Source organism: Streptomyces sp. NPDC085460 (genome assembly GCF_044541975.1).
Taxonomy (GTDB): Bacteria; Actinomycetota; Actinomycetes; order Streptomycetales; family Streptomycetaceae; genus Streptomyces.
In genome coordinates, this window is record NZ_JBITTO010000004.1 from 91,628 (window position 1) to 105,023 (window position 13,396).

The following is a 13,396-nucleotide window of genomic DNA, read 5'->3' on the forward strand; positions in this document are numbered from 1 at the left end:
CGTCCACTCCCTCAGTTCGACAGGCGGGCGAGGATCGCCGGACCGAGGTCCGTGACGTCGCCCGCGCCCATGGTCAGAACGAAGTCTCCGGGGCGGGCCATTCCCGCGATCACCTCGGGGACGGTCGTCTTGTCGTGGACGGCGGTCACGTCGGCGCCGGCGGCGCGGGCCGCGTCGAGGATCAGCTCGCTGGTGATGCCGGGGATCGGGTCCTCGCGGGCCGGGTAGATGTCGAGGACGACGGAGGCGTCCGCGAGGGCGAGGGCGTCGCCCATCTCCTTGCCCAGCTCCTGGGTGCGGGAGAAGAGGTGCGGCTGGAAGACGACGAGCAGGCGGGAGCCTCCGGCGGCGCCGCGCATGGCCTCCAGGTCGGCGGTCATCTCGGTGGGGTGGTGCGCGTACGAGTCGATGACCTGGACGCCGGCGGCCTCGCCCTTGAGCTGGAGGCGGCGGCCGACGCCGGTGTAGGCGGTGAGGGCCTGGGCGAGGGCGGCCGGGTCGAGGCCCGCGCGGGCGCCGGCGGCGAGGGCGGCGGCGGCGTTGTGGGCGTAGTGGCGGCCGGGGACGGAGACGGTGAAGGTGTGCTCGGTGCCGTCGAGGGCGACGGTGACCTCGCTCTTCATCCCGTTCGGGACGATCTTGAGGATCCGGGCGTCGGAGTCGTCGCCCTCGCCGACGGTGACGATGCCGAGGTCGTCGCGGCCGGTGGCGGCGACGCGGCGGGCCAGCTCGCGGGCGCCGGAGTGCTCGCCGACGACGAGGGTGCCGCCGGGGCGGATCTTCGCGGCGAACTTCTCGAAGGACTCGTAGATCTCGTCCATGGAGGCGTAGTTCGCGTGGTGGTCGAGCTCGACATTGAGGACGATCGCGACCTGGGGGTCGTACTTCTGGAAGCTGCGGTCGCTTTCGTCGGCCTCGGCGACGAAGACGTCACCGGCGCCGTGCCGGGCGTTGGTGCCGGGGCCCGAGAGGTCGCCGCCGATCGCGTACGAGGGGTCGGCGCCGAGCTCGGTGAGGGCGACGGCCAGCATCGAGGTGGTGGTGGTCTTGCCGTGGGTGCCGGCGACGGCGATCGCGTTCAGCCCGTCCATGAGGGAGGCGAGCGCGTCGGAGCGGTGCACGACGGGGATGCCGAGCTCGGCGGCGCGGGCCAGCTCGGGGTTGTCGGCGCGGATGGCGCTGGAGACGACGACGGCGGAGGCGTCGTCGGCGAGGTGGTCGGCGGCGTGGCCGATGTGCACGGTGACGCCGTGGGCGCGGAGCGCCTCGGCGGTCGGGGAGTCCTTGGCGTCGCTGCCGGCGACCTTGGCGCCGCGCTGGGCGAGGATCTTCGCGATGCCCGACATTCCGGCACCGCCGATGCCGATGAAGTGCGGCCGTTCCATGGCGGCAGGGATGGCGGGTGCCATGCGGTTCTCTCCCCGGGTGTACGTGGTCGTGACCACCCCAGCGTAGTGGCTGCGGCGGGGCGGCCCGGGAAGGCGGCGGGGACGCGGCGGCGGGGACGCGGCGGGAGCGCGGGCGCCGGGAGCACGGCGGGGGCGCGGCGGGGACGCGGCCGGGGGCGCGGCGGGGACGCGAAGGGGACGCGGCCAAGGGCGCGGCGGAAGCGCGGGCGCCGGGAACGCGGCCGGGGACGCGACCGGGGACGGGAGGGCGCGTGGCCGGGGACGCGGCGGGCGCGCGGCAGGCGCGTGGCCGGGGCGCGGCGGGCGCGCGGCCGGGGCACGGATTCGCTCGTGCCCCGGCCGCTCGCCGGCCGCTCGCCGGCCGCTCGCCGCCCGCCGCTACTCGCTGTGCGCGAAGAGCTTCAGGACGGGGACGCCGACCTTGTGGCGGGCGCGGGAGGCCCAGTCGCGGTGGAAGAACTCCTCCACGTAGTGCGGGGCGGTGAGGACGATCACCTCGTCCGCCCGCGACTCCTCGACGACCGCCTTCATCTTGTCGAGGGGGTGGTCCTCGACCACCTGTCCGACCGCTTCGCAGCCGGCCCCTCTCAGGGCCCGGAGCGAGTGCTCCAGGGCCAGCTCGGCCGGTTCTCGGGCTTCCTTGCCCTCCGGTTCGTCGCCCTCGCGGGTCGCCTCCTTGAGTTCGCCCATGGCCACGTCGTCGATGGCGCGCAGCAACAGATCGGCCTGGTCACCTCGCGGCTGCATCAGCACGATGAAGGACACGCCCTCGTCGCCGTGCAGGGTGGTGACGAATTCCACGTCCACGGACGTCAGGGGCTTCTCGATCATCAGAACGCTTGTGAACACCTCAGGAGCCCTTCTGCGGAAACCATCCTTCCCCGTGTCCCCACGGGGACTGCGACTGTGATTGTGCCCAGCCGACGCTAAGCGGAACGACAAATTCCGCCGATTGTCAGATCCGACGGTAGCGGCTGAAGAGGAAGCCGTCCTGCTCCAGCAGAGATGCCAGTCCAAAGCGTGTCGGGTGAACGAGCGAGGGGCCGTGGGCGATGCGCTGGGCGTCACCGGCCGTCATCGTCGGGGAGACCGTCAGGCACAGCTCGTCGAGCACCCCGGCGGCGGCGAACTGGCCCAGGAGCCGGGGGCCGCCCTCGGTGAGCTGGCGGCGCAGCCCGCGCTCGGCGAGGAGGGCGACCGCGCGGGCCGGGTCCACGGCGGCCCCGTCCCCGGCGAGCAGCACCTCGACGCCGGCGTCCCGCGCGGCGGCGATCCGGTCGGCCGGGGCGCCCGCGCCGGTGACGATCAGGGTCGGGACCAGCGGGGAGGTGAAGAGCGGGAGGGCGAGGTCCAGGTCGAGGGAGGCGGTGACGACCGCGATCGCGGGCGCCGGGCCCTGACCCGCGGCGGCGCGGCGGGCGGCGAAGACCTCGCGGGCGCGGGCGGGCCGGTACCCCTCCAGGCGGACCGTTTCCGCACCGACCACGACGACGTCGGCGAGGCCCCGGAGGGTGCCGAAGATCCGCATGTCGGTGTCGGAGGAGAGCGGCTGGGAGCGGCCCTCGTGCTGCCCGGCGCCGTCGAGCGAGGAGACCATGTTGGCCCGCAGCCAGCGCTCCCCGCCCTCCGGGTAGGCGTAGGCGTCGGCCAGCTCGTCCAGGGACCACTCCCGGTCGGCATCGCTGACCTGGGGGTTCAGGGCTGTCATGTCCGTCACAGGAAACAGGCGTCGCATTCTCGCAGTCTGACATGGCGCTTACAGTGGGGAACTGTGTCGACCCGTGCCCTGAATGAAGCCGCCTCCGCAGCGGCGGCCCCGCTCTCGCTCTGCTCGCGCGAGCCCCACGTCCCCGCCGACCGGCTGGTCGCGGAGATGGTCCCGCCGCCGCGCTTCGACTCGGTGCGCTTCGACACGTACCTCCCCGACCCGAACCAGCCGAGCCAGTGCGAGGCGGTCAAGGTCCTCTCCGGCTTCGCCGAGGGCCTCGGCGGGGCGCACGCGACCGGCGCCGGCAAGCGCCGCTGGTTCGCCCGCAAGCCCGCCGCCCCGGCCGGCCCGCGTGGGGTCTACCTCGACGGCGGGTACGGCGTCGGCAAGACCCACCTGCTCGCCTCCCTCTGGCACGCCACGCCCGCCGCGCCCGAGCTGAAGGCGTTCGGCACCTTCGTGGAGCTGACGAACCTGGTCGGCGCGCTCGGCTTCCAGCAGACCGTGAAGACGCTCAGCGGACACCGGCTCCTGTGCATCGACGAGTTCGAACTGGACGACCCGGGCGACACCGTCCTCGTCTCCAGCCTGCTCGGCAAGCTGGTCGAGGCCGGGGTGGCGCTCGCCGCCACCTCGAACACGCTGCCGGGCAAGCTCGGCGAGGGCCGCTTCGCCGCCGCCGACTTCCTCCGCGAGATCCAGGGCCTCTCGGCGCACTTCCGGCCGCTGCGGATCGACGGCGAGGACTACCGCCACCGGGGCCTGCCCGAGGCCCCCGCCCCGTACACCGACCAGGTCGTCACGGAGACCGCGTACCGCGTCCCGGGCGCCTCCCTGGACGACTTCCCGCACCTGCTCGACCACCTGGCCAGGGTGCACCCGAGCCGGTACGGCGCCCTCACCGACGAGCTGTCGGCGGTCTGCCTCACCGACGTGGGCCCGGTCCCCGACCAGTCGACCGCGCTGCGGCTCGTCGTCCTCGCCGACCGGCTCTACGACCGCGAGATACCCGTCCTCGCCTCCGGACTGCCGTTCGACAAGCTGTTCAGCGACGAAATGCTGAACGGCGGGTACAAGAAGAAGTACTTCCGGGCCATCTCCCGGCTCACCGCCCTGGCGCGGGACGCAAAGGGGCTCGTGGAGCAGTAGGTTGGGGGCCATACCCGATCGAAAGGGATTCACCATGGCCACCGTCCGTCACGCCCACACCGTCTGGCAGGGCGACCTCCTCAAGGGCTCCGGCGTCGTCAGCCTCGACTCCTCCGGCCTCGGCTCGTACGACGTCTCCTGGCCGGCCCGCTCCGAGGAGCCGAACGGAAAGACCAGCCCCGAGGAGCTCATCGCCGCCGCGCACTCCTCCTGCTTCTCGATGGCCCTCTCGCACGCCCTGGCCGGCGCGGGCAACCCGCCCACCCGTCTGGAGACCAAGGCGGACGTCACCTTCCAGCCGGGCGAGGGCATCACCGGCATCCACCTCACCGTGCGCGGCGAGGTCCCCGGTCTGGACGCCGGCCAGTTCCAGGAGGCCGCCGAGGGCGCCAAGAAGAACTGCCCGGTCAGCCAGGCTCTCACCGGCACGACGATCACGCTGACGGCCGAGCTGGCCTGACGCTCCCTCAGGCGGACGCCGCAGGGGCGGCATTACGCCATCCGAGGCGCCGTGGACCCGCGTCACGCATCACCCACTCCGGTGCGTGGTACACAGCGGGTCCACAGCTGTCTCCGGCGGGAAGGCCGACCCATGTCCGTGACACGACGTCAGATCCTGGCCCGCACCGGCGCGTCCGTCGCCGGGATCGCCTTCACCGGCGCGCTGGCCGACCTCTTCGCCGGCTCCCCCGCCGCCGCCGAGCCGCTCGGCGGCTACGGCCCCCTCGTCCCCGACCCGGACGGCCTCCTCGACCTCCCCGCCGGCTTCTCCTACCGGGTCCTCTCCCGCGAGGGCGAGCGGCTGCGCTCCGGCGAGGGCCCCGTCCCGAGCCGCTTCGACGGCATGGGCGCCTTCCCCGCCGCGAACGGCGCCCTCCACCTGGTCCGCAACCACGAGAACCGGTCCGACGCCCGCCTCGGCGTCCCCGCCGTCACCGGCCTCACCTACGACCCGGGCGCCAAGGGCGGCTGCACCGTCCTCGGACTCGGCCCCGACGGCGAGGTCCTGGAGGGCGCCGCAGGGGAACGCGTCGGCATCGCGGGCACGGCCGTCAACTGCGCGGGCGGGGCCACCCCCTGGGGCACCTGGCTGACCTGCGAGGAGACCGAGGACAAGGCCGGGACCAAGGGGTACGAGAAGGACCACGGCTTCGTCTTCGAGGTGGACCCGGCCGACCCGCACCGCACCGGCGCCGTCCCGCTCACCGCGCTGGGCCGCTTCGCGCACGAGGCCGTCGCCGTGGACCCGTACACCGGGGTCGTCTACGAGACGGAGGACGCCTTCGAGTACCCCTTCGGCCTCTTCTACCGCTTCCTGCCCCTCATGCCGCTCGGCGGCACCGGCTCGCTGCGCGCGGGCGGCACCCTCCAGGCGATGCGGGTGCCCGGCGTCCCCGACCTGTCGGTGGTGCGGGAGCCCGGGACGGTCTTCCGCCGCGTCGAGTGGGTGCCGGTGCCGGACCCGCAGGCGGCCGGCACGCCCATCCGCTTCCAGGACTTCGGGCCCGGCGGGATCACCCACGCCCAGAAGCTGGAGGGCTGCTACTGGGGCGGCACCTGCGTCTACTTCGTCTCCTCCTACGCCCGGACCTCCGACGGCTCCGGCGCCACCCACTTCGGCCAGGTGTGGAAGTACGAGCCGCTCACCCGGCGGCTCACCCTCGCCGTCGTCTTCGGTCCGGACACCGACGTCCGGCTGCCCGGCGAGTCCCCCGACAACATCTGCCTGGCCCCCACCGGCGGCCTGATGGTGTGCGAGGACGGCGGCGGCGCGCAGCACGTCTTCGGGGTGAACCGGTCGGGCGAGGTGTACGCGGTCGCCCGGGGCCGGCAGGACATCGGGAAGCCCGGCGCGCCGGAGTGGGGCGAGTTCGCGGGCGTCACCTTCTCCCCCGACGGCACCACGATGTTCGTGAACTGCTACACCCCCGGCACCACGTTCGCCGTCACCGGCCCCTGGCGCTGACCGCCGCCCGGTCGCCGACCGGGCCCGGGGTGCCGACCGCGCCCCGGGTGGGCTCGCGGGCCGCCCCGATCCGTCGCAGGATCGGGGGAGGCGAGCGGCACGGCGGAAGGGACGCGGGCGGTGGCGAAGAAGGCAGGGAAGACGCGGGTCGGCGCGGAAGGCTCCGGGGCAGGCGCCGGACGGGGTGCTCCGTCCCTCGGCGAGGCGCTGCGGCTGCCGCCGGGCAAGCCCGTCGACCTCTCCGCGTACGACCCCCGGGCCAAGCACGGCGGCCCCGGCGCCCCGGACGGCAAGGCGGCCGGCCTCGCCGCCACCACACTCCTCGCCCCACGGCTCGCCGCGCTCCAGGAGCGTCTGTACGCGGCGAGCACGGCGGGCGACCGGCGCCGGCTGCTCCTGGTCCTCCAGGGCATGGACACCAGCGGCAAGGGCGGCACGGTCAAGCACGTCATCGGGCACTTCAACCCGTCCGGCTGCCGGATCCGCGCCTTCAAGGCGCCCACCCCCGAGGAGAGCGCCCACCCGTTCCTGTGGCGGGTCACCCGGGCGCTGCCGGTGCCCGGCGAGATCGGCATCTTCGACCGCTCGCACTACGAGGACGTGCTGATCGCGCGGGTCAGGGAGCTGGTCCCGCGCGAGGAGGTGGAGCGGCGGTACGAGGAGATCGCCCGCTTCGAGCGCTCGCTCGCCGAGGACGGCGTGACGCTCGTGAAGGTCTTCCTGCACCTGTCGTACGAGGAGCAGCGCGCCCGGCTGCTGGAGCGCCTCGACAACCCCGACAAGCACTGGAAGTTCTCCCCGGGCGACATCGAGGACCGGACCCGCTGGCCCGCCTACCAGGAGGCGTACGAACTGGCCCTGGAGCGCTGCTCGTCGCCCGAGGCGCCCTGGTACGTCGTCCCGGCGGACCGCAAGTGGTACCGGAACTGGGCGGTCAGCCGGCTGCTCCTGGAGCACCTGGAGGCGCTGGACCCGCGCTATCCGCCGGGCGATTTCGACGTGGCGGAGTGCCGGCGGCGGCTGCTGGCGACCTGACGGCATCCGGGTTCCTGAGCCCTGACGGGTGACGCGGCCCGCCGCGCCCCGGGGTGCGACCATCATGCTTCACATTCGATCGGATAACTTCCGTTCGTGACCATTTCTGTACGTAAGGTGGCGGCGCTCGGTCTGCTGGGCGCCGCCCTCGTCGGCTGCGGCGGGGGCGCCGACACCTCCCCGCCCGCCGGGAACCGGCCGTCCCCCACCACGACCGCGCGACCGGCCGCGCAGCCGACGGCCGCCCCGGGCGCGAAGCCCGCGCCCGCCGCCCCGCCCACGATGGCGGCGGGGCCCCAGGGCCGTACCCCGGTCTACGAGCGGCGGAGCGGCCGGAGCGCCGAGAAGGTCGTCGCACTCACCTTCGACGCGGACATGACGGCGGACCAGGGCCCGCGCGCCGCGCGCGGCGAGCGCTTCGACAACCCCGAGCTCATCGCGACCCTGCGCCGGCTCAAGGTGGACGCGACGATCTTCATGACCGGCCGGTGGGCGGAGGAGTACCCCGACCAGGCGCGCTCCATCGGCGGCGATCCCCGCTTCGAGATCGCCAACCACTCCTACAGCCACTACGCCTTCGCCGAGCCCTGCTACGGCCTGCCGAAGGTCGCCGTCCCGGACATGGCGGCCGACGTGCGCCGCGCCTTCGACTCCTTCCGGGACGCAGGCGCGGTCAACGTCGTGCCCTACTTCCGCTTCCCCGGCGGCTGTTACGACGACGCCGCGCTGCACGCCCTCGCCCCGGCCCGGGTCACCGCCGTCCAGTGGGACGTGGTCGGCGGCGACGCCTTCGCGAAGGACCCCGACGCGGTCGCGGAGCAGGTCCTCTCCGGCGTCCGCCCCGGCTCCGTCGTCGTCCTCCACTGCACCCGCAGCGCCGCCCCCGCCACCGAACGCGCGATCCGCCGCGTCGTCCCCGAACTCCGTGCGCGCGGCTACCGCTTCGTGAAGGTCTCCGAGCTGATGCGGGCGGGCTGAGGCCGCTCAGCCGCGCAGCTCCGCCAGCCTCGCGAGGTCGTCCCGGACCGTCTCGCGCTCCTCGCGGGCGAGCGGGACGGCGGTGGCCTCGGCGAGGGCCGTCGCGGCGGTGTCCTCGTCGCCGAGCCGCCGTGCGACGTCCGCGCGGAGGACGAGGAGACGCAGCCGCTCGGCCGGGGTGGGCCGCTCGTCCGGCAGGCGGAGGACCCGGTCGATCACCTTCGCGGCGGCCGCCGGGTCCTCCCGCGAGTCGGCGAGCAGGGCGGCGTGGTGGAGGGCGCGGGCGAAGATGCCGGCGGGCGCGGGGTCGTGGCGCAGGTCCTCGCGGATCCGCTGCCCGACGCGGACGCAGTTGCCCGCGGGGTCGGTCAGGAGGAACTGCCGCATCCCGTACGTGGTGTCCCGGAGCGCCCCGAGGCGCGGAAGCCCCCGGGTCGGGATCCGGCCGTACGCCTGCTTCAGGCCGGCGCGGAAGGCGGCGTACAGACCGTCGACGTCGTCGGTGACGACGTAGCAGGTGCTCATCGAGGTGGCGGGGTCGTGGTGCTTCACGCCGAAGAACTGGAGCTCCAGGGAGCCGCGTCCGACGGAGGCGTACGGGTTGGGGCTCTTCTGCACGAAGGTGACCTCGAAACCGAGGGCGGTGTAGAAGTCCAGGACGGGCTGGAGGGTCCGGCAGGGCAGGATCGGTATCGCGCGTTCGGCCATGCGCACCAGACTACTCAAACTTGACTACCGATGTCGGGCTATCCCCGCTCTCCCTCCCGCGCGGCTCCCTCCCGCGCGGCTCTCAGCCGGAGCAGGCGTTGCGCTGGGCCTCCTGCCACTCGCAGACCGGGCAGAGCACGACGCCCTTGGCCGACTCCGCGTACTCGGTCGGCTCCAGGCACAGGACGCAGCGCGCGTACGGGCCCTCGGCCGCCTTCGGCGGGCGGGGCGCGGGCTCGGGCGTGCAGAGGGCTCCGGTTTCCGTGGTCATGCCACCGAGGCTACTCCGGTACGGCGCCCGCACCCGGCCTCATTCCAGACGGGCGGCGGCCCGGCAGGACGCGGCCGCCGTCACGGCGGCGAGGGCGACGGCGGCGACGCAGGCGGCCCAGGGCGGTCGGGCCGCCCCCTCGGCGGCGACGAGGGCCGTGACCGCGTGCTTCGCGGGCGAACCCGTGGTCACCAGGGCGAGCAGCGCGCCCAGGAGCAGCGCGCCCACCGACCAGCCCGGCGGCTTCACGAACGGCCGGGAGGCGAGCGCGCCCACCGCACCGCCGGTGAGCGCGCAGGCGGTGGTGGCCAGGACCCCGGCGAGCAGGGCGGCCGGGGCGCCGGTGCCGGAGAGGTCGCCCGTCGCCGTCACCGCGCAGACCGCGACGGCGCCCGCGAGCACGGACCAGCCGGGGCCGGTGACGAGGGCGGCCAGGTGGGCGCGGGACCGGCCGCCGGCGGCGGCGGTCACGGCCCGCGCGGCGGCCGGCTCCCGCGTCAGGCAGATCCGCGCCGCCCACGCGGACACGGGCAGCAGCCCGGCCGCCGCGATGCCGAGCGAGCCGAGGACGGGATCGCCCGGCCGGACGCCGACGGCGACGACGGCCGCGTAGAGGAGCAGCGGCGCGAGCCACCGCTGGGACCGGAGGAAGAGCGCGGAGTGGTACCGCAGCAGCGCCGTCACGACCGCTCCCCCTCGGTCTCCACCCGGCGCACGTGCCAGCCGGCACCGAGCAGCGCCCGCAGCAGGTCGTCGGAGTCCGCCCCGCCGACCCGGAACACCTCGGCCCCGCCGTCCGCGAGCGCCACCCCGACGGCCCCGCCGGGCAGGCCCTCGGGCAGGGGCCGCGCACCGGAGGCGACGATCCGCACCACGTCGGCCCCGCCGGACGGCGCGAGGACCACCGGCGCGGGCGGGGAAGCCGCCCCCGCCGGGGCGGCTTCCCCGGTCGGGCCGGTGCCGGGGGCCGGCGCGGCCGTCGTCGCGGAGGCCCGCGCCCGTGCCGGGGCGGCGGGGCGTGGCGGCGCGTGGTGGTCCGGGTGGAGGCGGCCGGCGGTCACGTGCAGGGTCGTGTCGGTGTCGGCCGCGAGGCGGTCCGGGGTGTGGTCGACGAAGAGGACCGTGGCGCCGGCCGCGACCCGCTCGCGCACCGCCCGGTCCAGCTCGGCGCGGGCACCGGTGTCCAGGCCCGTCCACGCCTCGTCGAGGACGAGCAGGTCCGGCGCGGCCAGGAGCGCCTGGGCGACGGCCACCTTCTGGGCGGTGCCCTTGGAGAGGTCGGCGAGGGCGGTGTCGCGGTACTGGCCCGCGCCGAGCCGCTCCAGCCACTCCCCCGCCCGCGCCCGTGCCGTGCCGCCGCCGAGGCCCTGGAGGCGGCCGAGGTGGACCAGGTAGCCGAGGGCCGTGAACGGCAGGTCGGGCGGGAAGCGCTCGGGGACGTACGCCGTCCTGGCCGGGCGGCCGGTGATCCGGCCCTCGGCGGGGGCGTCGACCCCGGCGACCAGCCGCAGCAGCGTCGACTTGCCGGTGCCGTTCGCGCCGGCGGCCCGCACGAGCCGGCCGGCCGGCAGGTCCAGGTCGACACCGCGCAGCACCCACGGGCCGCGCGGCCCGTACCGGCGCCCCACGCCCGCGAGCCGCACCGGCCCCCGCTCACGCTCCCGCCCCGTCGTCGTCATGGCGCCGATCCTCGCCCGGCCGCCCGCCCGCCCACAAGATCCGGCCGCCGGGCGGCGGTGGCAGACTTGCCGGGTGAGCAGCAACGACACCGATCCCCGCGACGAGAAGCCGCAGTACGTCCTGCCCCTGGTGGTGCGCATCGAGCGGGACGCGCCCCCGGCCCGTACCGACGCCCTGGAGACCGCGGCCCGGGCCGTGCTCCGGCTCCTGACCGACGAGCGCGCGCTCGGCGAGGGGGAATGGGCGCGGGCCGTCGCCGACTGGGAGGACGCCCGGATCCGCAAGGTGGTCCGGCGGGCGCGCGGCGCGGAGTGGCGGCGCGCCGAGGGGCTGCCGGGCCTCACCGTCAACGGCGCGGAGGCGGAGGTACGGGTCTTCCCGCCGGTCCCGCTCGACGGCTGGCCCAAGGAGCTGGCCAAGCTCCAGGTCTCGGGCACCGACCTCGACGACCCGGCGCCGCCCGGCCCGGTCCCCGACGGGGCGGCCGTGCTCTGGTTCAACCCCGGCCTGGAGATGTCGGCCGGGAAGGCGATGGCGCAGGCCGGGCACGGCGCCCAGCTGCTCTGGTGGGCGCTGGACGGGGCCGCCCGCGCGGCCTGGCGCGCGGCCGGTTTCCCGCTCGCGGTCCGCACGGCCGGGGAGGCCGAGTGGCCCGCGCTGGCCGCGAGCGGCCTCCCGGTCGTCCGCGACGCGGGCTTCACGGAGATCGCGCCCGGCAGCGCGACGGTGGTGTCCTCCTTCCCCGGCGTTCTGGCGGTGCCGGGAGCGCCGGTGGCCGGGAACCTCAAATGAAGCTCTGAACCTCCTCCTTCAGGGGTTCGACCGGCGTCGCCGGGGTCATCACGTGGGTGACTGAGGACCGAAGGAGGGGGACATGACGGAACTCGGCATCGGTATCGGCTGGCGTCCGGAGATCGCGGACGCGGTCGAGGAGCTGCCCGTCGACTGGGTGGAGGTCGTCGCGGAGAACGTGTGCGTCGGCCATCTGCCCGACTCGCTGACCCGGCTGCGGGCGCGGGGCGTCACGGTGGTGCCGCACGGGGTGTCGCTGGGGCTCGGCGGGGCGGACCGGCCGGACCCGGAGCGGCTGGCCGCGCTCGCCTCGAAGGCGGAGGCGCTGGGCGCGCCGCTCGTCACCGAGCACATCGCCTTCGTCCGGGCCGGCGGCCCGCTGACGGCGACCCCGCGCCTGGAGGCCGGCCATCTGCTGCCGGTCCCGCGCACCCGGGACGCCCTCGACGTGCTCTGCGAGAACGTGCGCATCGCGCAGGAGGCGCTGCCGGTGCCGCTGGCCCTGGAGAACATCGCCGCGCTGTTCTCGTGGCCGGGCGAGGAACTGTCGGAGGGGCGGTTCCTGGCGGAGCTGGTGGAGCGTACGGGGGTACGGCTCCTGATCGACGTCGCCAACCTGCACACCAACCACCGCAACCGGGGCGAGGACCCGGCGCGGGCCCTCGCCGAACTGCCGGTCGAGGCCATCGCGTACGTCCACGTGGCGGGCGGCGTCGAGCGCGACGGCGTCTGGCACGACACGCACGCCCACCCCGTGCCGGCCCCGGTCCTCGACATCCTGGCCGACCTCGCCGGCCGGGTCGCCCCTCCGGGCGTCCTCCTGGAGCGCGACGACCACTTCCCGGCGGCGACGGAACTCGCCGGCGAACTCGCCGCGATCCGCGCGACGGTCACGACCGCCCGCCGCACCGCGCCCCGAGCCCCGTCCACCGGCACGCACTCCGCCGGTACGGTCGCGTTCGGCCCGGACGTCGTCGGTACGGGCGCCGGCGGTACGGGCGCCGGAGGCCGGCTCGCCGCGCGTCACGGTGTCGGCGCCGCCGTGCTGCGCTCGGGCCGCGCCCTCGCGGGCGGCGACCCGCTCCACATCGGCGCCGGTGCCCGCGTGTCGGGCGGTCCGATGCCGGCCTCCCGGCCGGCGCCCCCGGCGGCGACGGCCGCCCACGGCACGCCCGTACCCGTACCCGTACCGTCCGGCCCGGTGACCGTGCCGTCCGGCCCCGTGGCCGTGCTGGCGCGGCCGGAGACCGGCTCCGCCACCGCCGCCCCGCCGCGGGCCGCTTCCCCGGACGCCGGGGACGTCGTGCGGCAGCGGCTCGGGGTGGGGCAGGCGGCGCTGCTCTCCGCCCTGGTGGCGGGGACGCCCGTCCCGGAGGGGTTCGACGTGCGCCGGATCCGGGTGCAGAGCCGGGCGCTGGCCGCCAAGCGGGTCTCCGTGGTCGCGCGGATCGCGCCCGATCTGCCGAGGATCCTCGGGGCCGATTTCCGGCCCGCGTTCCTGGCGTACGCGCGCCGGCGGCCGATGCCGGGGAGCTACCGGCGGGACGCGCTCGACTTCGTCGAGGGGCTGCTGCTCGACGGGCGGCCCGAGCACCGGGAGCTGACCCGCTGGTGGCGGGAGCGGGCCGAGAGCCGGCCGCCAGGGATCGCGGAACGGCTGGCCCGCGCCGGGCGCCGCGTGTTCGGGGGGCGGTGACCGT

General features: G+C 75.6%; 14 protein-coding genes. 7 read left to right on the forward strand and 7 right to left on the reverse strand.

Annotated elements, in window-relative coordinates; genetic code table 11:
* Positions 1 to 11: 11 nt before the first annotated feature.
* The 3 genes from murC to ACIGHB_RS11540 form a co-directional block, all read right to left on the reverse strand.
* The gene (gene murC, locus ACIGHB_RS11530; RefSeq protein ID WP_360309296.1) at positions 12 to 1,409 is read right to left on the reverse strand and encodes a UDP-N-acetylmuramate--L-alanine ligase; all 1,398 of its coding nucleotides are present in this window, start codon (positions 1,407 to 1,409) and stop codon (positions 12 to 14) included.
* Positions 1,410 to 1,787: 378 nt separating this feature from the next.
* Positions 1,788 to 2,258, reverse strand: coding sequence for an indole-3-glycerol phosphate synthase (locus tag ACIGHB_RS11535; RefSeq protein WP_360309298.1), 471 nt, complete (start codon positions 2,256 to 2,258; stop codon positions 1,788 to 1,790).
* 106 nt (positions 2,259 to 2,364) lie between these two features.
* A complete protein-coding gene (locus ACIGHB_RS11540) occupies positions 2,365 to 3,144 on the reverse strand; it encodes a pyrimidine reductase family protein (protein WP_360309300.1) in 780 nt (259 codons plus the stop codon).
* 36 nt (positions 3,145 to 3,180) lie between these two features.
* On the opposite strand from ACIGHB_RS11540, the gene zapE reads away from it, so the two are divergent.
* The 5 genes from zapE to ACIGHB_RS11565 all read left to right on the forward strand — a co-directional run bounded on the left by zapE (position 3,181) and on the right by ACIGHB_RS11565 (position 8,245).
* Positions 3,181 to 4,266 (forward strand): cell division protein ZapE, encoded by a 1,086-nt coding sequence (gene zapE / locus ACIGHB_RS11545; protein WP_360309302.1) that lies wholly within the window; start codon positions 3,181 to 3,183, stop codon positions 4,264 to 4,266.
* A gap of 34 nt (positions 4,267 to 4,300) precedes the next feature.
* Positions 4,301 to 4,726: an OsmC family protein gene (locus tag ACIGHB_RS11550; RefSeq protein WP_376600629.1), complete on the forward strand. Its 426-nt coding sequence runs from the start codon at positions 4,301 to 4,303 to the stop codon at positions 4,724 to 4,726.
* 132 nt (positions 4,727 to 4,858) lie between these two features.
* A complete protein-coding gene (locus ACIGHB_RS11555) occupies positions 4,859 to 6,232 on the forward strand; it encodes an alkaline phosphatase PhoX (protein WP_399911807.1) in 1,374 nt (457 codons plus the stop codon).
* A 120-nt stretch (positions 6,233 to 6,352) separates the two neighbouring features.
* Positions 6,353 to 7,267 (forward strand): PPK2 family polyphosphate kinase, encoded by a 915-nt coding sequence (locus ACIGHB_RS11560; protein WP_399911810.1) that lies wholly within the window; start codon positions 6,353 to 6,355, stop codon positions 7,265 to 7,267.
* A gap of 96 nt (positions 7,268 to 7,363) precedes the next feature.
* The gene (locus ACIGHB_RS11565) at positions 7,364 to 8,245 is read left to right on the forward strand and encodes a polysaccharide deacetylase family protein (protein WP_360309308.1); all 882 of its coding nucleotides are present in this window, start codon (positions 7,364 to 7,366) and stop codon (positions 8,243 to 8,245) included.
* A gap of 6 nt (positions 8,246 to 8,251) precedes the next feature.
* Here ACIGHB_RS11565 and ACIGHB_RS11570 read toward each other — a convergent pair whose 3' ends face one another.
* The 4 genes from ACIGHB_RS11570 to ACIGHB_RS11585 form a co-directional block, all read right to left on the reverse strand.
* The gene (locus ACIGHB_RS11570) at positions 8,252 to 8,953 is read right to left on the reverse strand and encodes a bleomycin resistance protein (RefSeq protein WP_399911813.1); all 702 of its coding nucleotides are present in this window, start codon (positions 8,951 to 8,953) and stop codon (positions 8,252 to 8,254) included.
* Between the two features lie 82 nt (positions 8,954 to 9,035).
* A complete protein-coding gene (locus tag ACIGHB_RS11575; protein WP_360309312.1) occupies positions 9,036 to 9,224 on the reverse strand; it encodes a hypothetical protein in 189 nt (62 codons plus the stop codon).
* A gap of 39 nt (positions 9,225 to 9,263) precedes the next feature.
* Positions 9,264 to 9,908 (reverse strand): ABC transporter, encoded by a 645-nt coding sequence (locus ACIGHB_RS11580; RefSeq protein ID WP_399911817.1) that lies wholly within the window; start codon positions 9,906 to 9,908, stop codon positions 9,264 to 9,266.
* Entirely contained in the window at positions 9,905 to 10,903 is a 999-nt protein-coding gene (locus ACIGHB_RS11585) for an ATP-binding cassette domain-containing protein (protein WP_399911819.1), read from the reverse strand. Before ACIGHB_RS11585 ends, ACIGHB_RS11580 begins: the two co-directional genes overlap by 4 nt.
* A gap of 73 nt (positions 10,904 to 10,976) precedes the next feature.
* Between ACIGHB_RS11585 and ACIGHB_RS11590 the strand changes: the two genes are divergently transcribed.
* Positions 10,977 to 11,696, forward strand: coding sequence for a peptidyl-tRNA hydrolase (locus tag ACIGHB_RS11590; RefSeq protein WP_360309318.1), 720 nt, complete (start codon positions 10,977 to 10,979; stop codon positions 11,694 to 11,696).
* A gap of 82 nt (positions 11,697 to 11,778) precedes the next feature.
* Positions 11,779 to 13,392: a DUF692 domain-containing protein gene (locus ACIGHB_RS11595; RefSeq protein WP_399911822.1), complete on the forward strand. Its 1,614-nt coding sequence runs from the start codon at positions 11,779 to 11,781 to the stop codon at positions 13,390 to 13,392.
* Positions 13,393 to 13,396 lie beyond the last annotated feature (4 nt).

Excerpts from the sequence above, each read along its gene's own strand:
- murC (WP_360309296.1), bottom strand. The coding sequence starts at position 1,409 with ATGGCACCCGCCATCCCTGCCGCCATGGAACGGCCGCACTTCATCGGC.
- ACIGHB_RS11540 (WP_360309300.1), bottom strand. The coding sequence starts at position 3,144 with ATGCGACGCCTGTTTCCTGTGACGGACATGACAGCCCTGAACCCCCAG.
- ACIGHB_RS11550 (WP_376600629.1), top strand. The coding sequence starts at position 4,301 with ATGGCCACCGTCCGTCACGCCCACACCGTCTGGCAGGGCGACCTCCTC.
- ACIGHB_RS11555 (WP_399911807.1), top strand. The coding sequence starts at position 4,859 with ATGTCCGTGACACGACGTCAGATCCTGGCCCGCACCGGCGCGTCCGTC.
- ACIGHB_RS11570 (WP_399911813.1), bottom strand. The coding sequence starts at position 8,953 with ATGGCCGAACGCGCGATACCGATCCTGCCCTGCCGGACCCTCCAGCCC.
- ACIGHB_RS11575 (WP_360309312.1), bottom strand. The coding sequence starts at position 9,224 with ATGACCACGGAAACCGGAGCCCTCTGCACGCCCGAGCCCGCGCCCCGC.
- ACIGHB_RS11585 (WP_399911819.1), bottom strand. The coding sequence starts at position 10,903 with ATGACGACGACGGGGCGGGAGCGTGAGCGGGGGCCGGTGCGGCTCGCG.
- ACIGHB_RS11595 (WP_399911822.1), top strand. The coding sequence starts at position 11,779 with ATGACGGAACTCGGCATCGGTATCGGCTGGCGTCCGGAGATCGCGGAC.